General features: G+C 68.4%; 16 protein-coding genes. 12 read left to right on the forward strand and 4 right to left on the reverse strand.

Going from position 1 to position 18,887, the window contains the following annotated elements; all coding sequences use genetic code 11:
* Positions 1–206: 206 nt before the first annotated feature.
* The 3 genes from ACQY76_RS19210 to tpiA all read right to left on the reverse strand — a co-directional run bounded on the left by ACQY76_RS19210 (position 207) and on the right by tpiA (position 3,233).
* Positions 207–1,835, reverse strand: a complete 1,629-nt coding sequence (locus ACQY76_RS19210) for a CTP synthase (protein WP_428030293.1) — start codon at positions 1,833–1,835, stop codon at positions 207–209.
* Positions 1,836–1,951: 116 nt separating this feature from the next.
* Positions 1,952–2,341: a preprotein translocase subunit SecG gene (secG, locus tag ACQY76_RS19215; RefSeq protein WP_428030294.1), complete on the reverse strand. Its 390-nt coding sequence runs from the start codon at positions 2,339–2,341 to the stop codon at positions 1,952–1,954.
* Positions 2,342–2,477: 136 nt separating this feature from the next.
* On the reverse strand, positions 2,478–3,233 hold the full coding sequence (gene tpiA / locus ACQY76_RS19220; RefSeq protein WP_428030295.1) for a triose-phosphate isomerase: 756 nt from the start codon (positions 3,231–3,233) through the stop codon (positions 2,478–2,480).
* A 187-nt stretch (positions 3,234–3,420) separates the two neighbouring features.
* Between tpiA and ACQY76_RS19225 the strand changes: the two genes are divergently transcribed.
* From ACQY76_RS19225 to lexA, 10 genes are all read left to right on the forward strand, one after another.
* On the forward strand, positions 3,421–5,310 hold the full coding sequence (locus ACQY76_RS19225; RefSeq protein WP_428030296.1) for a SurA N-terminal domain-containing protein: 1,890 nt from the start codon (positions 3,421–3,423) through the stop codon (positions 5,308–5,310).
* Between the two features lie 15 nt (positions 5,311–5,325).
* Positions 5,326–6,840 carry an anthranilate synthase component I gene (trpE, locus tag ACQY76_RS19230; protein ID WP_428030297.1) on the forward strand — a complete coding sequence of 505 codons (1,515 nt, stop codon included), beginning with the start codon at positions 5,326–5,328 and terminating at the stop codon, positions 6,838–6,840.
* A 141-nt stretch (positions 6,841–6,981) separates the two neighbouring features.
* Complete coding sequence (locus tag ACQY76_RS19235) at positions 6,982–7,590, forward strand: anthranilate synthase component II (protein ID WP_428030298.1); 609 nt, start codon at positions 6,982–6,984, stop codon at positions 7,588–7,590.
* A gap of 35 nt (positions 7,591–7,625) precedes the next feature.
* Complete coding sequence (gene trpD / locus ACQY76_RS19240) at positions 7,626–8,651, forward strand: anthranilate phosphoribosyltransferase (RefSeq protein ID WP_428030299.1); 1,026 nt, start codon at positions 7,626–7,628, stop codon at positions 8,649–8,651.
* A 9-nt stretch (positions 8,652–8,660) separates the two neighbouring features.
* Entirely contained in the window at positions 8,661–9,476 is an 816-nt protein-coding gene (trpC, locus tag ACQY76_RS19245; protein ID WP_428030300.1) for an indole-3-glycerol phosphate synthase TrpC, read from the forward strand.
* Between the two features lie 2 nt (positions 9,477–9,478).
* Positions 9,479–9,964 (forward strand): cyclic pyranopterin monophosphate synthase MoaC, encoded by a 486-nt coding sequence (gene moaC / locus ACQY76_RS19250; protein ID WP_428030301.1) that lies wholly within the window; start codon positions 9,479–9,481, stop codon positions 9,962–9,964.
* An 11-nt stretch (positions 9,965–9,975) separates the two neighbouring features.
* Positions 9,976–11,196, forward strand: coding sequence for a molybdopterin molybdotransferase MoeA (locus ACQY76_RS19255; RefSeq protein ID WP_428030302.1), 1,221 nt, complete (start codon positions 9,976–9,978; stop codon positions 11,194–11,196).
* Positions 11,197–11,254: 58 nt separating this feature from the next.
* Positions 11,255–11,641 (forward strand): oxalurate catabolism protein HpxZ, encoded by a 387-nt coding sequence (gene hpxZ / locus ACQY76_RS19260; RefSeq protein WP_428030303.1) that lies wholly within the window; start codon positions 11,255–11,257, stop codon positions 11,639–11,641.
* 84 nt (positions 11,642–11,725) lie between these two features.
* Positions 11,726–12,424, forward strand: a complete 699-nt coding sequence (locus ACQY76_RS19265; protein WP_428033060.1) for a GntR family transcriptional regulator — start codon at positions 11,726–11,728, stop codon at positions 12,422–12,424.
* Positions 12,425–12,623: 199 nt separating this feature from the next.
* Positions 12,624–13,319, forward strand: coding sequence for a transcriptional repressor LexA (lexA, locus tag ACQY76_RS19270; RefSeq protein ID WP_428030304.1), 696 nt, complete (start codon positions 12,624–12,626; stop codon positions 13,317–13,319).
* On the opposite strand, the gene ACQY76_RS19275 is transcribed toward lexA, so the two are convergent.
* Entirely contained in the window at positions 13,313–15,703 is a 2,391-nt protein-coding gene (locus tag ACQY76_RS19275; RefSeq protein ID WP_428030305.1) for a ComEC/Rec2 family competence protein, read from the reverse strand. The two genes, lexA and ACQY76_RS19275, sit on opposite strands and share 7 nt — an antisense overlap.
* Positions 15,704–15,857: 154 nt before the next feature.
* Between ACQY76_RS19275 and gltX the strand changes: the two genes are divergently transcribed.
* Positions 15,858–17,294, forward strand: a complete 1,437-nt coding sequence (gene gltX, locus ACQY76_RS19280; protein ID WP_428030306.1) for a glutamate--tRNA ligase — start codon at positions 15,858–15,860, stop codon at positions 17,292–17,294.
* 239 nt (positions 17,295–17,533) lie between these two features.
* Complete coding sequence (gene gltA / locus ACQY76_RS19285) at positions 17,534–18,844, forward strand: citrate synthase (RefSeq protein ID WP_428030307.1); 1,311 nt, start codon at positions 17,534–17,536, stop codon at positions 18,842–18,844.
* Positions 18,845–18,887: the final 43 nt, after the last annotated feature.

Raw genomic sequence — 18,887 nt, forward strand, 5'->3', positions numbered from 1 at the left:
GCCGATGAATCCAGCCTTCACTGGCCGATCCGGCCAGCGAGGCGCCACATGCCGGGATGGCGGACGCACGCGCGCGAGGCGCGACGGTTGGTCCGGCCCCGCGCAGGCAGGCGCACCGGTTCGGAAGGGGTGAATCAATCTGGCCGGAAACACCCCCAACCTCTTGGCAAACCGCCATAAACTGCCGGCGCGGCCAAGACTCGCAGCTAGAAGAGCCGGCTCTGCACCGCTGCCGCGCCGATGAAGGAGGCGAAGATCGGGTGCGGCTCGAACGGGCGCGATTTCAGCTCGGGGTGGAACTGCACGCCGACGAACCAGGGATGGTCGGGATATTCGATGATCTCCGGCAGCAGCCCGTCCGGCGACAGGCCGGAGAACTTCATGCCGCAGGCCTCCAGCCGCTCGCGATAGGCCATGTTGACCTCATAGCGGTGGCGGTGGCGTTCGGAGATCGTGGTGCTGGCATAAATGTCGGCCACCCGGCTGCCCTCGGCCAGTGCGGCCGGATAGGCGCCGAGCCGCATCGTGCCGCCGAGATCGCCGCTGATGCCGCGCCGCTCCAGCTCGTTGCCGCGCAGCCATTCGGTCAGCAGGCCCACCACCGGTTCATCGGTCGGGCCGAACTCGGTCGAATTGGCCTTTGCCACGCCGGCGAGGTTCCGGGTCGCCTCGATAACCGCCATCTGCATTCCGAAGCAGATGCCGAGATAGGGCACGCGCCGCTCGCGGGCGAACTGCGCCGCGCGGATCTTGCCCTCGGCGCCGCGCTGGCCGAAGCCGCCCGGCACGAGGATGCCGTGCACATGTTCGAGGAAAGGCGCAGGGTCCTCGCGCTCGAAGATCTCGCTCTCGATCCAGTCGAGATTGACCCGCATATTATTGGCGAGCCCGCCATGGGTCAGCGCCTCGATCAGCGATTTGTAGGCGTCCTTCATGCCGGTGTACTTGCCGACAATGGCGATGGTCACCGAGCCTTCCGGGTTGCGCACGCCCGCCTCGACCCGCTTCCAGCGCGTCAGATCGGGCTCGGGGGCCGGCTCGATGCCGAAGGCCGCCAGCACTTCCGTATCCAGCCCGGCCTCGTGATAGGCCGAGGGCACGGCATAGATGCTGTCGGCGTCGCGCGCCTCGATCACGGCGCTCTCGCGCACATTGCAGAACAGGCCGAGCTTGCGGCGCTCCTCGCGCGGAATCTCGCGGTCGGTGCGGCAGAGCAGGATGTCGGGCGCGATGCCGATGGAACGCAGTTCCTTCACCGAGTGCTGCGTCGGCTTGGTCTTCAGTTCGCCGGCCGAGGGGATGAACGGCAGCAGCGTGAGGTGGATGTAGATGCAGTGCTTGCGCGGCAGCTCGTTGCCGATCTGGCGGATAGCCTCCAGGAACGGCATCGCCTCGATGTCGCCGACCGTGCCGCCGATCTCCACCAGCACGAAGTCGTAGCCCTCATTGCCGGAGAGCACGAAGTCCTTGATGGCGTTGGTGACGTGCGGGATCACCTGGATGGTGGCGCCGAGATAGTCGCCGCGCCGTTCCTTGGTGAGAATGTCCTGGTAGATGCGCCCGGTGGTGATGTTGTCCTGCTTGGTCGCGGGACGGCCGGTGAAGCGCTCGTAATGGCCGAGGTCGAGATCGGTCTCGGCGCCGTCGTCGGTGACGAAGACCTCGCCATGCTGATACGGGCTCATCGTGCCCGGATCGACGTTCAGATAGGGGTCGAGCTTGCGCAGCCGGGTCTTGTACCCACGGGCCTGCAGCAATGCACCGAGTGCGGCGGAGGCGAGGCCCTTGCCAAGCGAGGACACGACGCCGCCGGTGATGAAGATGTAGCGCGCCATGGAATTCGGTTTCTAAAGGCAAAAACGCGATTCGACGAGAGCCCGCCTTGCCGAACGGGCGCTCGCCTGTGGGTAAACGGCACGCCGCGCCGAAACGAATCGGTGCGGCGCCGCATTCACTGCGACTGCGGAGCCTGCGGCGCGGCGGGAGCGGCCGGCGGCGCGGGCTGGGCGGCGTTGAGCTGGTCGAGCACGGAACCGCCCGGAGCGGGTGCCGAGGGCGCACCGGGAACGGCCGCCGGCGCATTGAAGATCGTGGTGGGGCCACGACCCCAGCCGGCGAGAATGGTGAGCGACAGGCTGGTGACGAAGAACAGCCCCGCCAGGATCGCCGTGGCGCGCGTCAGCACATTGGCCGTGCCGCGCGCGCTGAAGAAGCCGCCACCGCCGCCTCCCCCGCCACCGCCGCCAATGCCGAGCCCGCCCCCTTCGGAACGCTGGATCAGCACGACGCCGATCAGGGCCAGCACGACCATGAGATGGATGACGATGATTACGGTTTGCATCTGACGCCTTCAAAATGCTCGTGCAGCGGCGCGCGAGCCCTATCCGGAACTCACCCGCCGCACTCTTTGGGCGCGTTCCTACACGATTGCGCCCGGCGTTTCCAGCCGCCGCGCCCGCCGATTACCGGCAGGTCCACTATAGATAGGCACGGGCGATGGCGAGAAAAGACTCGGCCTTCAGGCTGGCGCCGCCGACAAGCGCGCCATCCACATCCTTCACGGCAAGAATCTCGCGTGCGTTCTCGGCCTTGACCGACCCGCCATAGAGCAGGCGGAACGCTTCGCCCTCATCGCCGAACCGCGCGTTGAGCGCGGCGCGAAGGGCCGAATGCATCTGCGCGATATCGTCATTGGTGGGGGTCAGGCCGGTGCCGATCGCCCAGACCGGCTCATAGGCAACCACGAGGTCGGCACCGGTGGCGCCGTCGGGAATCGAACCGGCGAGCTGGCCGCGCACGATGTCGAGAGCCTGCCCCGCCTCGCGCTCGGCCCGCGTCTCGCCGACGCAGACAATGGCGACGAGCCCGGCACGGCGCGCCGCCTCGGCCTTGGCGCGCACCTGCGCGTCGGTCTCGCCATGGTCGCTGCGGCGCTCCGAATGGCCGACGATGACCGCACGGGCCCCGGCATCGGCCAGCATCTCCGCCGCGATGTCGCCGGTGTGGGCGCCGGAAGGCTTGGCGTGGCAATCCTGCCCGCCGACGCCGACATCGCTTCCTTCGGCGGCAACGGCAAGGGCGGCGAGCAGCGTCGCGGGCGGGCACACCAGCACGTCGGCTTTCGCCGCCAGCGCTGCGTCATATCCTTCGACGATACGGTCGAACTCGGCGACGGAGGCGGTCAGCCCGTTCATCTTCCAATTGCCGGCAACCAGCGGACGACGCATCCTCATACCGTTCCAAGCTCCTGCAATCCCAAAGTGCCACGCAAACGCCTCATAACAGACCGGGCTTGCGTCCGCAGCGGCTTTCGTTACGGGAAGGACGCATAAGCGCCGTTGCGGCGGCGGGGACGCCTCCCTATTATGCGCGCCTTTCGCGCCCCGGGCCGTCGCCCGCCCGACGCCAGACGAGAATCAAATGCTCAAGACCCTACGCAAGAGTGCCTCCGGAATTGTCGCCAAGATCCTGATGGTTCTGCTCATCCTCAGCTTCGCGGTGTGGGGCATCGCCGACGTGTTCCGCGGCTTCGGCAGCCAGACCCTGGCGACCATCGGCGACAGCGAGATCACCGTACCCGAATTCCGGCAGCTCTATCAGGAGCGCCTGCAGCAGATCAGCCAGCAGCTCAAGCGCGGCATCACGCCCGATCAGGCGCGGGCCTTCGGCATTCCCGACCAGATCCTGAACGAGCAGCTCGCCGAAGCGGCACTCAACGACCAGGCGAAGTCGCTGGGCCTCGCCCTGTCCGACGAAGAGATCGCGCGGCGCGTCCAGTCCAATCCGGCCTTCTTCGGACCGAGCGGCAGCTTCGACCCGGCCCATTTCAACCAGCTCCTGCGCTCGAACGGCTTCACCGAGGCCCGCTTCGTCGCGGCCGAGCGCGGCCTGGCGCTGCGCCAGCAGCTCATCCAGTCGCTGGGCGGCGGCATCGAGGTGCCGCAGGTGCTCAAGAGCGCCCTCGCCCGCTATGAGGGCGAGGAACGCTCGGTCAACTACGCCATGCTGACCGCAGCCTCGCTCACCGCGCCGGCTAACCCTTCGGACGACGAGCTCCGCACATTCTTCGACGAGCGCAAGGTCGCCTTCCGCGCGCCGGAATTCCGCAAGATCAACGTGCTGGTGCTGACCCCCGAGGCGCTGGCGTCGAGCGAGACGGTCACCGACGCCGAGGTGGAGGCCGCCTACAACGCCAACCTCTCCACCTATGGCACGCCGGAAAAGCGCGTCGTGCAGCAGCTCGTCTTCCCGAGCGCGGACGAAGCCAAGGCCGCTGCGGACCGCATCGCCGCCGGCACGCCCTTCGCCGACATCGTCGCGGAGCGCAAGCTGAGCGCCAAGGACGTGGACCTGGGCGACGTCGCCCGCGCCGACATCATCGACAAGCAGGTGGCCGATGCCGCCTTCTCGCTGCCGGCCGACGGCACCAGCGGCGTGATCGCCGGCCGCTTCGGCCCGGTCATCGTCCATATCGGCGCCATCACGCCCGGCACCACCCAGCCGCTGGCGGAGGTGGCCCCCGCCATCCGCGCCGCGCTGCAGGTCAACGCCGCCCGCCGGGCAATGCTTGCCACCTATGACAAGGTGGAGGACGACCGCGCCGGCGGCGCCCCGCTCGCCGAGATCGCCAGCAAGGCCTCCCTGCCGCTGCAGGCTTTCGACACCAGCGTGCAGGGCCAGGGCCCCGACGGCACCGCCATCGCCTCTTTCCCCGGCCGCGCCGAGGTGCTGCGCGGCGCCTTCGCCACAGAGGTGGGGGCGGAGAACGACCCGGCGCAGCTGCCGCAGAATGGCGGCTATGTCTGGTACGAGGTCGAGACCATCACCCCGCCGCGCGACCGCACCTTCGAGGAGGCGCGCGCGCAGGTGCTGGACCGCTGGAAGCAGGACCAGACCGCCCAGGCGCTCGACAAGCGTCTCGAGGAGATCAAAGCGAAGATTGCCGCGGGCACGCCGTTCGACCAGGCCGTCACCGAAGCGGGCCTCGAACTGCGCGCCGCCAACGGGCTGCGCCGCGGCCGCACCGCCGATGGCGTGCCGGAGGACATCATGGCCGCCGTGTTCGAGACGCCCGAGGGCGGCGTCGGCAGCTCCCTGGCGGAGGCCGGCGACAGCCGCCTCCTGTTCCAGGTGCTGCGCGCCAGCGTGCCGGAGACCGCCGCCACGGACGAGAAGCTGCTCTCCGACCTGCGCACGAGCATGGAAAACGACCTGATGACGGAATATCTCGTCGAGCTGCAGACCCGGCTCGGCGCCCGCATCAATCGTGCCGCGCTCGACCAGATCGTCGGCACCGACGCGGTGAACTGAGGCGGAACGCGGGTCATGAGCCTCACTCCCGAAGCGGCCGAGTTCGCCGCCGCCTATCAGCGTGGCGAGGCCCAGGTGGTCACCACCACGCTGATCGCCGACCTCGAAACCCCGGTCTCGGCCTTCCTCAAGATCGCCGGCGAGCGGCCCAACAGCTTCCTGCTCGAATCGGTCGAGGGCGGCGCCACGCGCGGGCGCTATTCGATGATCGGCATCGAGCCGGACGTCATCTGGCGCTGCCATGGCGAGACGGCGGAAATCAACCGCCGCGCCGCCACCGATCCCGCAACCTTCGAGGCCTGCCCGGACGCGCCGCTGGTCTCGCTGCGCAAGCTGGTCGAGGAATCGCGCATCCATCTGCCCGACGGCGCCCCGCCCATGGCGGCGGGCGTGTTCGGCTATCTCGGCTACGACATGGTCCGGCACATGGAGCGCCTGCCGGCGTCCAAGCCCGACGTCATCGACGTGCCGGATTCGCTGTTCATCCGCCCTACCGTGATGGTGGTGTTCGACGCGGTGCGCGACGAGATCACCGTCGTCACCCCGGTGCGGCCGGAACCGGGGGTCGCGCCGGCCTCCGCCTATGAGTCCGCGCGCGAGCGGCTGGAAAAGGTGGTCGCGGCGCTGGACAGCGCGCTGCCGAGCCCGCCCTCCGAGGACGTGTTCCACCAGGCGGTGGCGCCGCAGTCCAACACCGAGCCGGCGGCCTATCTCGACATGGTCGAGCGGGCCAAGGAGTACATCCGCGCTGGCGACATTTTCCAGGTGGTGCTGTCGCAGCGTTTCGAGGCGCCGTTCACCCTGCCGCCCTTCTCGCTCTACCGGGCGCTGCGACGGATCAACCCGGCGCCTTTCCTGGTCTATTTCAACTTCGGCGGCTTCTCGCTGGTCTGCTCCAGCCCCGAGATTCTCGTGCGCCTGCGCGCCGACACGGTCACCATCCGTCCCATCGCCGGCACCCGCCCGCGCGGCGCCACGCCGCACGAGGACAAGGCGCTGGAAGAGGAACTGCTGGCCGATCCGAAGGAGCGGGCCGAGCATCTCATGCTGCTCGATCTCGGCCGCAACGATGTCGGCCGGGTGGCGAAGATCGGCTCGGTGCACGTCACCGACAGCTTCTTCATCGAGCGCTACAGCCAGGTCATGCACATCGTCTCCAATGTCGAGGGCGCGCTCGATCCGCGCCACGACGCGCTGGACGCGCTGGCCGCCGGCTTTCCGGCCGGCACCGTTTCGGGCGCGCCGAAGGTGCGGGCGATGGAGATCATCGACGAACTGGAACGCGACAAGCGCGGCATTTATGCCGGCGCCATCGGCTATTTCGGCGCTGACGGCGAGATGGACACCTGCATCGTGCTGCGTACCGCCGTAGTGAAGGACGGGCGCATGTATGTGCAGGCCGGCGCCGGCATCGTCTATGATTCCGTGCCCGAGAGCGAATTGCAGGAATGCGTCAACAAGGCCAAGGCGCTGTTTCGCGCCGGCGAAGAAGCCGTGCGCTTCGCCGCTCGGGCCGGGCGGGGGCAGTGAGGCTCATGGGCGGGCGCGTGCGTCACGAGCGATGGCGGGTTTGGCGATAGGAGCGATCGCCGGCCGGCGCGGCTTGACCCCGCGCCGGAACACCCCCAAGACCTTCTGGAAAGCCGGCATCGGCCGGCGGATGGACGCACGATGATCCTGCTCATCGACAATTACGACAGCTTCACCTGGAACCTGGTCCACTATATCGGCGGCCTCGGCGCCGAGGTGGAGGTGCGCCGCAACGACACCCTTACCGTCGACGAGGCGATGGCGCTGAAGCCCGAGGCCATCGTCATCTCGCCCGGTCCGGCGACTCCGAACGAGGCGGGCATTTCCTGCGCGCTGATCGAGCGCGCGGCGGCCGAGGGCGTGCCGGTGTTCGGCGTGTGCCTTGGCCACCAGGCCATCGGCCAGGTGTTTGGCGGCGAGGTGGTGCGTGCGCCGCAGCCCATTCACGGCAAGCTCTCCGACATCGCCCACACCAATGGCGGCGTGTTCCACGGCATCAACGGCTCGCTGCGGGCGACGCGCTACCATTCGCTGGTGGTGAGGCGCGACACGCTGCCGGACACGCTCGCGATTACCGCGCAGACCGATGACGGGCTGATCATGGGCCTGTCGCACAAGACGCTGCCCGTGCACGGGGTGCAGTTCCACCCGGAAAGCATCGCCTCCGAGCACGGCCGGACCATTCTCAAGAACTTCCTCGACCTCGCGCGCGCCTGGAATGCCGGCCCTGGCCGGAAGCGGGCGGCGTGAGCACGGCACCAAGACAGGCGGGGACGCAGGGCGACATGGACAACCTCAAGCCCATCATCGGCAAGCTGGCGACAGGCACCACGCTGACGCGCGCGGAGGCGGCCTCCGCTTTCGACGTGATGATGTCGGGCGAGGCGACGCCCTCGCAGATCGGCGCCATCCTCATGGCGCTGCGGGTCCGCGGCGAGGCGATCGACGAGATCGCCGGCGCCGTCACCACCATGCGCGCGAAGATGCTGCGGGTGGAGGCGCCGGCGGACGCGGTGGATGTCGTCGGGACCGGCGGCGATGCCTCCGGCTCGTACAACATCTCCACCTGCGCCTCCTTCATCGTCGCTGGCGCCGGCGTTCCCGTCGCCAAGCACGGCAACCGCGCTCTGTCCTCCAAGTCCGGCGCCGCCGACGTGCTGATGGCGCTGGGCGTGAAGATCGACCTCACGCCCGAGCAGATCGCCCAGTGCATCAGCGAGGCCGGCATCGGCTTCATGTTCGCCCCGGCGCATCACCCGGCGATGAAGCATGTCGGCCCGAGCCGGGTGGAGATGGGCACGCGCACCATCTTCAACCTCATCGGCCCGCTCTCCAACCCCGCCGGCGTCACCCGCCAGATGGTCGGCGTGTTCGCCCGCAACTGGGTCGAGCCCATCGCCGAGGTGCTGCGCACGCTCGGCTCGACCCATGCCTGGGTCGTGCATGGCTCCGATGGGCTGGACGAGATCACCACCACCGGTCCGACCCATGTGGCCGAGCTGAAGGACGGCGCCATTCGCAGCTTCCAGATCGCGCCGGAGGCGTTCGGCCTCGCCCGCGCGACGCCGGAGGCGCTGAAGGGCGGCGACGGCGCCGCCAATGCGCTGGCGCTGCGCTCGGTTCTCGCCGGCGAGCCCAGTGCCTACGCGGACGTCGCTCTTCTCAACGCCGCCGCCGCACTGGTCGTCGCCGGCAGGGCGGATGAGCTTGGCGCCGGGCTGGAGCAGGCCCGTGCGAGCCTCGATGGCGGCCACGCCGCCGCCGCGCTCGACCGGCTGGTCGCCGTCTCCGCCCTCGCGGCGGCTCAGTAGGAGCCCGCAATGGCTGACATCCTGGAGAAGATCGGCGCCTATAAGCGCGAGGAGATCGCGAGCGCCAAGCGCGAGCGCCCACTTGCCGACATCCGCGCAAGCGCCGAGGCGCAGCCCCCGGCGCGCGGCTTCCTGCGCGCGATCGAGGCTAAGATTGCCGCTGGCGGCACCGCGCTGATCGCCGAGATCAAGAAGGCGAGCCCCTCCAAGGGGCTGATCCGGCCGGATTTCGACCCGCCGGCGCTGGCGCAGGCCTATGAGGCCGGCGGCGCGGCCTGCCTGTCCGTGCTCACCGACCGCCCCTCCTTCCAGGGCGCGCCGGAATTCCTCGTCGCGGCGCGGGCCGCCTGTGCGCTGCCGGCGCTGCGCAAGGATTTCATGCACGACACCTATCAGGTGTTCGAGGCGCGAAGCTGGGGCGCCGATTGCATCCTCGTCATCATGGCCTCGGTGGATGACGCGCTGGCGCTCGACCTCGTCGAGACCGCCCACGGCCTCGGCATGGACGCGCTGGTGGAGGTGCATGACGATGCCGAGCTCGACCGCGCCTTGCGGCTGCCGGCGAGGCTCGTCGGCATCAACAACCGCAACCTCCGCAATTTCGAGGTGACGCTGGAAACCTCCGAGCGCCTCGCCCCGCGCATCCCCTCGGACCGGGTCATCGTCGGCGAGAGCGGCATCTTCACGCCGGACGACATCGCCCGCCTCGCGCAGGTGAACATCGACTGCATCCTGGTCGGCGAAAGCCTGATGCGGCAGCTTGATGTTGCAGCAGCGACGCGTGCGCTGCTGCAGCCCTCCGACACCGCCCGGGCGGCCGGCTGAGCATGTCCGACACGCCCCGCCTCACCCATCTCGACTCCACCGGCGCCGCCCACATGGTCGACGTCGCCGACAAGGCCGTGACCGACCGGGTAGCGATCGCCGAAGGCCAGGTTGTCATGCAGGCGGCGACGCTGGACCTCATCCTCTCGGGCAACGCCAAGAAGGGCGATGTCATTGGCACGGCTCGGCTTTCCGGCATCATGGCGGCCAAGCGCACGCATGAGCTGATCCCGCTCTGCCACGCGCTGCTGCTTTCCAAAGTCGCGGTGGAGGTTCAGCCCGATGCCGCGCTGCCCGGCCTCATCGTCCGCGCCACCGTCCGCACTAGCGGCCAGACCGGCGTGGAAATGGAGGCACTGACCGCGGTTACCGTGGCATGCCTCACCGTCTACGACATGGCCAAGGCGGTCGATCGCGGCATGCGGATCGAGAATGTCCGACTGCTGGAAAAATCCGGTGGCCGCTCAGGTACTTGGCAGGCCGACTGACGGAGACCCCCATGGCCCTGATGCCGGTCGAGGACGCCCTCGCCCTCCTGCTCTCCGCCGTTCAACCCGTTGAGGCAGAACGCGTTTCGCTGGAAGACGCCGCCGGCCGCGTGCTGGCCGCTCCGGTCATCGCCCGCCGCACCACGCCCGGCGCCGACGTCTCCGCCATGGACGGCTACGCCCTGCGGGCGCAGGACGCGCCCAGCGTGCCCGTCACCCTTGAACTCATTGGCGAATCCGCCGCCGGCCGCCCTTTTTCCGGTCGCGTCGAGCCGGGCACGACGGTCCGCGTCTTCACCGGCGCCGTGCTTCCCGAGGGCTCGGACGCGATCGTCATCCAGGAAGACACGACCCGCGATGGAAGCGCCATCACCCTCACGGAAGCGGCAACGCCCGGCCGCCACATCCGCCGCGCCGGAGGCGACTTCGCTGCCGGCGAGACGTTGCTTGCAGCCGGCCATCGCCTGCGCGCCCGCGACCTCGCCCTCATTGCCGCCGCCGATGTCGACAGCATCAGCGTCGCCCGCCGCCCGCGCGTGGCGCTGCTGTCCACCGGCGACGAGTTGGTGCGGCCAGGCGCCGGCGCGGCCGCCCATCAGGTGATCGTCTCCAATATCTATTCGGTCGCCGCGCTGGCCCGCGCCGCCGGCGCGGAGGTGGCCGACCTCGGCATACTGCCCGACCGCATGGACGCCACGCAGGCGGGCGTGCGCGCCGCGCTCGACGCCGGCTTCGACGCGCTGGTGACCACCGGCGGCGCCTCGGTCGGCGACCATGACCTGATCGCGCCGGCGCTCACCGCCCAGGGCGTCGATCTCGCCGTCCACAAGATCGCGCTGCGCCCCGGCAAGCCGCTGATGTTTGGGCTTTCCGCCGATGCACGCACGCAGGTGCTCGGCCTGCCCGGTAATCCGGTCTCGGCCCATGTCTGCGCCCTGCTGTTCCTCGTGCCGCTGATCAAGGCGCTGCAGGGGCTGGAGGTGCCCGCGCATCCCGAGCTGGAGCCCGCACGCCTCGGTAGCGACATCAGGGCCAACGAGCACCGGATGGACTTCCAGCGGGCGGAAATCGTCGGCCACGCCGAGGGCCTGCCCTTGGTTCGGCCGCTGCCGGTTCAGGATAGCTCCATGCTGCGCAACTTGGCCCGCGCCGATGTCCTGCTTGTCCGCCGCCCGCACGCGCCGGCGGCGGCGGCCGGCGAGATGTGCGAGATTTTGCGTTTCGAGGATTGACGGAAGCCGCGTCCGCCTGTGTTCTCAAGGCTTTGCAGGCGGGAAAAAGGGGCTGCGGATGGAAATCGATCTTCCCGAGGTGCTGGCCGAGGTTCGCGCCGCCTTCGAGCGCTATGAGCGCGCGCTTGTCGGCAATGACGTGGCTGAACTCGATGCGCTGTTCTGGGACGATGCGCGCACCATCCGCTATGGCGGCGGTGAGAACCTCTACGGCATTGCGGAGATCCGCGCCTTCCGCACCGCCCGCTCGCCGGTCGGGCTGGAACGCGCCCTCGCAAACACCGCCATTACCACTTATGGCACCGACATGGCGGTGGCTTCCACCTTGTTCCGCCGAACAACGGTGCCGGGACGCGTGGGACGGCAAATGCAGACCTGGATGCGCACGCCGGAAGGTTGGAAGGTCGTCGCCGCCCATGTCAGCCTGATCGACGAACCCAAGTGACCCCTTGGTGAAGCCGGGCGCGCCAGCTAAAGATGCGCCATGCCGTCCGGATCACGGATGGCCCCGTTGGTCGCGTGTTCGCTGATGTCGGTGCTGCCACTACGCTTCCCGCTCGATCCGTCCGCCCCCGGCGCCCGGCGTGCGCGCGTAACGCGCGCCGAAGAACTGCGCATGCATCTCGCCGATGAGATCACGCGGGGCACGCTGCCGCCCGGCACGGCCCTGGACGAAACGGCGCTGGCTGTGCGATTCGGCGTGTCGCGCACGCCGGTCCGCGAGGCGTTGCGCGAACTCGTCGCCTCCGGCCTGGTCGACGCCCGCCCCCATCGCGGCGCTGTCGTGGCCCGGCCCAGCGTCCAACGTCTGCAGGCGATGTTCGAGGTGATGGCCGAGCTGGAGGCGCTCTGCGCCGGGCTCAGCGCCCTCAACATGACGCCGCAGGAGCGCCAGAAGCTGCAAAGCCTGCACGCGGACATGGGCGAGTTGATGCGCCTCGGCGACTTCGCCGCCTATCGCGAACTAAACGAGCAGTTCCACACCTCGATCTATGCCGGCAGCCATAACGACTATCTGATCGAGCTCACACTCGGCACGCGCCGGCGCCTGTCGCCCTTCCGCCGCGCCCAGTTCCGCGCGCTCGGCCGGCTGGCCCTCTCGCACACCGAACATGAGCGGGTGACGACCGCCATACTGCGCGGCGACCGCGACGGCGCCGCCGGAGCGATGCGCAGTCACATCGCCATTGTCCACGATGCCTATGAGCAATACGCCCAGACGGTGTGAACGGCGCAGCCTGATTCACCGCGTCGACACGGCGCTCCGATACCCCCGCCGAGCGGCATTCACACTGCCGAAATGGCGATTACGGTGCGCAGGCCATCGTTTAGCGTCCCTTTACCCATTGTGGAACACAATAAGAACGGCTAGTCTTTGTTCGTGATTTGTTTCGTTCCGGCATCGGCCGACAGACGGGGGTCTCCGGATGCTCACCCGCAAACAGCATGAGCTGCTGCTGTTCATCAATGAACGCCTCCAGCAGGATGGCGTGCCACCTTCGTTCGAGGAAATGAAGGAAGCGCTGGACCTGCGCTCGAAGTCCGGCATCCACCGGTTGATCACGGCGCTGGAGGAACGCGGCTTCATCCGGCGGCTGCCCAACCGGGCGCGCGCGCTGGAAGTCGTCCGCCTCCCGGAGGACGCGCAGCCGCAGCGGCCTGTCCGGGCCTTCGCTCCAAATGTCATTGAGGGCAATCTCGGCAAGGTGCGCCCCTCTTCCGACGACGATGCCGACCGCCGCGTGGTCTCGATCCCGGTCATGGGCCGCATCGCGGCCGGCACGCCGATTTCCGCCATCCAGTCCCGCGACCATACCATTGGCATGCCGCCGGAAATGCTGTCCGGCGGTGAGCATTACGCGCTGGAGGTGCGGGGCGACTCAATGATCGAGGCCGGCATTCTCGATGGCGATCTGGCTCTCATCCGCAAATGCGATGCCGCCAGCACGGGGGAGATCGTGGTCGCCTTGATCGATGACGAGGAAGCCACGCTCAAGCGCCTGCGCCGCAAGGGCGCGTCGGTGGCGCTGGAAGCGGCCAACCCTGCCTATGAGACGCGCATCTTCGGACCGGACCGGGTGCGCATCCAGGGCAAGCTGGTGGGCCTTTTCCGGCGTTATTGAGCGTCGTCCGGCGCTACCTCCGGCCTTTGCAAAGTCTCAGCGCGAGACGTTGCATTGAGCGGCGCCGTTCTTCGGGTTCGGCTCGCGGCAGCGGTAGTTGGTGAGGTCGGCTTGGTTGGTGGAGGCGCCTTCGTCTGAATGTACGTGGTCGGTTCCACTGGCTTGTTCGTCGGCACAGACGCCGTGGGCTCCCAGGGTCGTGTCCCCTGCTCGGGGCGGGCTGCGACGAGGGCGACACGGCCATCGGGCGGGAGCGAGGCGGCTAGCCCCCCGATCGCTGTGCGTTCATCCTGGTAGATTACCGTGGCGGCGCAGTCGTGAGGCGGCGCAAACGGCGTCACCAGAACGGCCGCGAGGCGGCAATCGTCTTCGAGCGAATCGCGGTCGCGCGACAAAGCCACGAGCCGGCCATCACGAAGCGGCAGGGTACAGCCGAGCGCATCGCAGGCCGCATGTTTTGCAAGCTCTTCATCGCCAAAACGGCCGCGTTCGCCGTCGGCGCTCAGCCATTGTTCGACGGCAAAGCGCCCGGCAATGCCGGTGTCGCGATCGCCCATCACCGCGAGCGCCCCGTCTTTGCCGCGCACCGCCACTGTCCGCGCCTCCGCATCGACCCAGATGTCCGGCCGCGGCGCGTGTGCGGCGACGGCAACTCCCGCAAAGGCGAGCACCGGTGCGACGAGAATCAGCCGGGTGCGGGCAAGGCAGACCACCATGAGACCGAGGCTGATCAGCACCAGGCTCGCCATCGGCATGGCCGGCACGCCGCGATCCGCGCCGGGCAGCGCGGCGACAGCCTCGGAGATGTCCCGCATCCGCCCAATGCCCCAGCCCATCAGCCGCCAGGCCGGATCGTCCCATCCGAACGGCATCAGGATCGCTCCGGCAAGCCCCGCCGGCATGACGATGAACGACACCACCGGCATGGCCGCGAGGTTGGCCGCCAGGCTGAGCGGCGCCAGGCGTTGGAAATGGAACGCCGCATAGGGCGCGGTCGCCAGGCCCGCCGACAGCGAGGCCAGCACCAGCGCCCCGACATAACGACCCGGCAGCCCGAGCCATCGCCCCACCTTGCCCGATGGCCGTGCAATAAGGCCACCGAAGCGCTCATAGGCGGCGACCAGGCCGAGCGTGGCGGCGAACGACATCTGTGCCCCGGGGTCGAGCACGGCGGAGGGCGACATCGCCAGCAGCGCCAGCGCCGCAACCGCCAGGGTGCGCAGGGTGAGCGCCGGGCGGCCGAGCACGATTCCCGCGAGCACCAGCAGCGTCATCACATAAGAGCGCTGCGTCGGCACTTCGGACCCGGACAGCAGGAGATAGAAGGTCGCCGAGAGCATGGCCGGCAGCGCCGCCCACGCCTTGATCGGCCGGTAGAGGGCAAATTCCGGCAGCAGCGCCAGCAACGCCCGCGCTAGGAAGAACACCGTGCTGGCCACCAGAGCCATATGCAGGCCGGAAATGGAAAGGACATGCGAGAGGCCGGAGATCCGCATGCTCTCCTCGATCGATTCCGGCACGGCGTCCCGCAGCCCGGTGACCAGCGCCACCGCCACGCCGCCATCCTCCCCCGGCAGCGCTGCGCGGATGCGGCTAGCAATCGCGTGCCGCGTGCCGTCGAGCCACGTCGTGATCCGCAGGCCGAAAGGCGGCGCGACGTCCACCGGGCTGAGCCGGGGCTTGCCGAGCGCATATCCGGTGGCACCGATGCCGTCCAACCAGATCGCGCGGCCGAAGTCGAATCCGCCGGGATAGGCTGGCCCCGGGGGCGGCCCGAGCGTCGCGCGCAGCGTCACATGGCTGCCGACCGGCGGCGGGTCTCGCCCGGCGAGGGTGATGCGGGCCCGCCTCGGCTTCCCCTCGGCCGGGCGCTCGATCGCGGTGATCTCGACCGTGATGCGACTGCCGCGCGGGCGCTGCTCCGCTGCTTCAACAAAGCCGCTGAGCTCGACCGCATTGAGCGTGGTGCCGAGCACGGGATGGGCCATGAGTTGCACCTGCAAAGCGGCAACGGCAAATCCGGTCGCAATCACGGCGAGCAGAGCCATCAGGTGGAAGGCGAACGGCCGCGCGCGCGCCAGAAGTGCCAGCCCGGCAAAGCCGACGGCGGGGACGAGCCCGACATAGGGCAATGGCTCATGCGGGGCGCCGAAGTAGAGCGCCGCGCCGCCGGCGAAGCCAATGGGCAAGAAAAGGAAGCCGCGGCGGTCGTCGACCTCCCGCGCCAGAGCGGCCGTCAACGCCGGCCACACCCCGCCCAGCGAGACCCACGGAACCCCGCCCGGCGCCAATGGACGGCCCGACCGACCGGCGGCAAGCGCGAGCGCCCGCGCGCGCCCACGCGTCGCGCCGCCCCCCGGTTCCTGCTGCGGCGGAACCTGCATGCCCCCGCTGCGCCCCCTGAACGCCCCGGCTCGCTCGTCCTCTTACCGGGCCATGCTCAATGCTACGCTTTTCCCGTGTCGCACACCTATGGTACACGCACCGTCCGCGCCCGCCACGCTTCGATGCCGCCCCTGCGGCGCAGACGGAAGAGATATGTCCGAGACCGTCATTACCCGCTTTGCCCCCTCGCCCACCGGCTTCCTGCACATTGGCGGGGCGCGCACCGCGCTGTTCAACTGGCTTTATGCCCGCGCCAAGGGCGGCACGATGCTGCTGCGCATCGAGGACACCGACCGCCAGCGCTCCACGCCGGAGGCGATCGATGCCATCATCGACGGGCTCAAATGGCTCGGCATCGATTGGTCGGGCGACGTCATCTACCAGTTCGCCCGGGCCGAGCGGCACCGAGAGGCGGTCGAGCACATGATCGCCGCCGGCCGCGCCTATCCCTGCTATGCCTCGGCGGCCGAGCTCGAGGAAATGCGCGAGACGGCCCGCAAGGAGGGCCGCCCTCCCCGCTATGACGGGCGCTGGCGCGACCGCGACCCGGCGGATGCGCCCGCCGACCGCAAGCCGGTCTTCCGCCTGAAGGCGCCGACCGAAGGCGAAACGGTGATCGACGACCTCGTGCAGGGCCGTGTGGTGATCCCCAACAAGGATCTCGATGACCTCGTGCTGCTGCGCTCCGACGGCACGCCGACCTATATGCTGTCGGTGGTGGTCGACGACCACGACATGAACGTCACCCACATCATCCGTGGCGACGACCATCTCACCAATGCTGCGCGCCAGACGCAGATCTACCATGCGCTGGGCTGGGAGGTGCCAAAGATGGCACATATCCCGCTGATTCACGGGCCCGACGGCGCCAAGCTCTCCAAGCGCCATGGCGCGCTCGGTGTCGACGCCTACCGTGCCATGGGCTATCTGCCGGCCGCGCTGCGCAACTATCTGGTGCGCCTCGGCTGGAGCCACGGCGACCAGGAAATCTTCTCCGCCGAGGAGATGAGCCGGCTGTTCGATCTCGACAGGGTTGGCCGCTCGGCCGCGCGGTTCGATTTCGCCAAGCTGGAAAGCATCAACGGCGTCTATATCCGCTCGACGCCCGACAGCGAGTTGCTCGACGCGATCGACGCGGTGCTTCCCTATATTCCCGACGGCGCCGCCATTGCCGCCGCGCTCACGCCCGAGCGCCGCAGCCAGTTGCTGCTGGCGATGCCGGGCCTGAAAGAACGCGCCAAGACGTTGATCGAACTCATTGAAAGCTCCGCCTATATCTGGCGGTCGCGGCCGCTGCCCTTCGAGGAAAAGGCGCAGGCGCTGCTGACCGACGAGTCGCGCCGGCTGCTCGCGGCGGCGGCGGATGCTCTTGCGGCAGTGACGGAGTGGAACGCTGCGGAGACGGAGGCGGCCGTCCGTGCCGTGGCCGAGCAGCAGGGCGTGAAGCTCGGCATGCTCGCGCAACCGCTGCGCGCAGCGGTGACCGGCAAGACCACCTCGCCCGGCATTTTTGACGTTCTTGCCGTACTCGGCAAAGAGGAATCGCTGGCCCGGATAGCCGATCAGACGGGCGCTGCCGCGCAGGCGTGAAGCACGATTCTAACATGGTCCCCGGGCGCGCATGAAACGATTTCGCGCCCGGCCTTCGGCCGCATTGCGGCAGCGGTTTCGCTGCGCTTGCGAGGGCTGATTGAAACCGCTACGACTTTGGACATGGGTCGCCGCGAGACACCCCCCCGTCTCCGATGCACAGTGCCGAAAGGCACGCGCGGCCCCCGCACAGACGTGATCCGCTTCAGATCCGGTTCCTAGGTTGAGGGAGACCCTGCATGGACGCCAGCCAAAGCAATGCGCCAAAATCCGCGACGCTCACCATTGGCGATGAAAGCTGGGAGCTTCCGATACTGAACGGCACCATCGGGCCGGACGTCATCGACATTGCCAAGCTCTACGGCCAGACAGGCAAGTTCACCTACGACCCCGGCTTCACCTCCACGGCCTCCTGCGAAAGCCAGATCACCTATATTGACGGCGACGAGGGCGTCCTCCTCTATCGCGGCTACCCGATCGAACAGTTGGCCGAGCCCGGCGACTTTCTAGAAACCTGCTACCTCCTGCTTTACGGCGAGTTGCCGACCGCCGCCCAGAAGGCGGATTTCGACTACCGCGTCACGCGCCACACCATGGTGCACGAGCAAATGAGCCGGTTCTTCCACGGCTTCCGTCGCGACGCACATCCGATGTCGGTTCTCGTCGCCTCGGTCGGCGCGCTGTCGGCCTTCTACCACGACTCCACCGACATCTCAGATCCGCAGCAGCGCATGATCGCCTCGATCCGGATGATCGCGAAGATCCCGACGCTGGCGGCCATGGCCTACAAATATTCCATCGGCCAGCCCTTCGTCTATCCGAAGAACGACCTGGATTACGCGTCGAACTTCCTGCGCATGTGCTTCTCGGTGCCCTGCGAGGAGTACAAGGTCAACCCGATCCTTTCGCGCGCCATCGACCGCATCTTCATTCTCCACGCCGACCATGAGCAGAATGCCTCGACCTCTACCGTGCGCCTTGCCGGTTCGTCGGGCGCCAACCCCTTCGCCTGCATCGCGGCCGGCATCGCCTGCCTGTGGGGCCCGGCACATGGCGGCGCCAACGAGGCGGCGCTGAAGATGCTCGGCGAAATCGGCTCGGTGGACCGCATCCCGGAATTCATCAACCGCGCCAAGGACAAGAACGATCCGTTCCGCCTGATGGGCTTCGGGCACCGCGTCTACAAGAACTACGATCCGCGCGCCAAGATCATGCAGCGCACCTGCCATGAGGTGCTTGGCGAGCTCGGCATCAAGGACGACCCGCTGCTCGACATCGCCGTCGAACTGGAGCGCATCGCGCTGCAGGATGAGTATTTCGTCGAGCGCAAGCTCTACCCGAACATCGACTTCTATTCCGGCATCACGCTGCGAGCCCTCGGCTTCCCCACCTCCATGTTCACCGTGCTGTTCGCACTCGCCCGCACCGTGGGCTGGATCGGCCAGTGGAAGGAGATGATCGAGGATCCCAGCCAGCGCATCGGCCGCCCGCGCCAGCTCTACACCGGCGCCACGCAGCGCGATTACATCCCGATCGCCCGCCGCAAGTGACGTATCCCGGCGACCGCCGCGAGGTGGCCGACCGGCACACCGC

This window comes from Ancylobacter sp., assembly GCF_965279025.1.
In the GTDB taxonomy this organism is placed as follows: Bacteria; Pseudomonadota; Alphaproteobacteria; order Rhizobiales; family Xanthobacteraceae; genus Ancylobacter.

Bases quoted from the DNA above. Each gene is read 5' to 3' on its own strand.
- moaC (WP_428030301.1), top strand. From the start codon at position 9,479: ATGTCCGACACGCCCCGCCTCACCCATCTCGACTCCACCGGCGCCGCC.
- ACQY76_RS19255 (WP_428030302.1), top strand. From the start codon at position 9,976: ATGGCCCTGATGCCGGTCGAGGACGCCCTCGCCCTCCTGCTCTCCGCC.
- trpD (WP_428030299.1), top strand. From the start codon at position 7,626: ATGGACAACCTCAAGCCCATCATCGGCAAGCTGGCGACAGGCACCACG.
- secG (WP_428030294.1), bottom strand. From the start codon at position 2,341: ATGCAAACCGTAATCATCGTCATCCATCTCATGGTCGTGCTGGCCCTG.
- ACQY76_RS19235 (WP_428030298.1), top strand. From the start codon at position 6,982: ATGATCCTGCTCATCGACAATTACGACAGCTTCACCTGGAACCTGGTC.
- trpE (WP_428030297.1), top strand. From the start codon at position 5,326: ATGAGCCTCACTCCCGAAGCGGCCGAGTTCGCCGCCGCCTATCAGCGT.
- tpiA (WP_428030295.1), bottom strand. From the start codon at position 3,233: ATGAGGATGCGTCGTCCGCTGGTTGCCGGCAATTGGAAGATGAACGGG.
- hpxZ (WP_428030303.1), top strand. From the start codon at position 11,255: ATGGAAATCGATCTTCCCGAGGTGCTGGCCGAGGTTCGCGCCGCCTTC.
- ACQY76_RS19210 (WP_428030293.1), bottom strand. From the start codon at position 1,835: ATGGCGCGCTACATCTTCATCACCGGCGGCGTCGTGTCCTCGCTTGGC.
- lexA (WP_428030304.1), top strand. From the start codon at position 12,624: ATGCTCACCCGCAAACAGCATGAGCTGCTGCTGTTCATCAATGAACGC.
- gltA (WP_428030307.1), top strand. From the start codon at position 17,534: ATGGACGCCAGCCAAAGCAATGCGCCAAAATCCGCGACGCTCACCATT.
- ACQY76_RS19275 (WP_428030305.1), bottom strand. From the start codon at position 15,703: ATGCAGGTTCCGCCGCAGCAGGAACCGGGGGGCGGCGCGACGCGTGGG.
- gltX (WP_428030306.1), top strand. From the start codon at position 15,858: ATGTCCGAGACCGTCATTACCCGCTTTGCCCCCTCGCCCACCGGCTTC.
- ACQY76_RS19265 (WP_428033060.1), top strand. From the start codon at position 11,726: ATGTCGGTGCTGCCACTACGCTTCCCGCTCGATCCGTCCGCCCCCGGC.
- ACQY76_RS19225 (WP_428030296.1), top strand. From the start codon at position 3,421: ATGCTCAAGACCCTACGCAAGAGTGCCTCCGGAATTGTCGCCAAGATC.
- trpC (WP_428030300.1), top strand. From the start codon at position 8,661: ATGGCTGACATCCTGGAGAAGATCGGCGCCTATAAGCGCGAGGAGATC.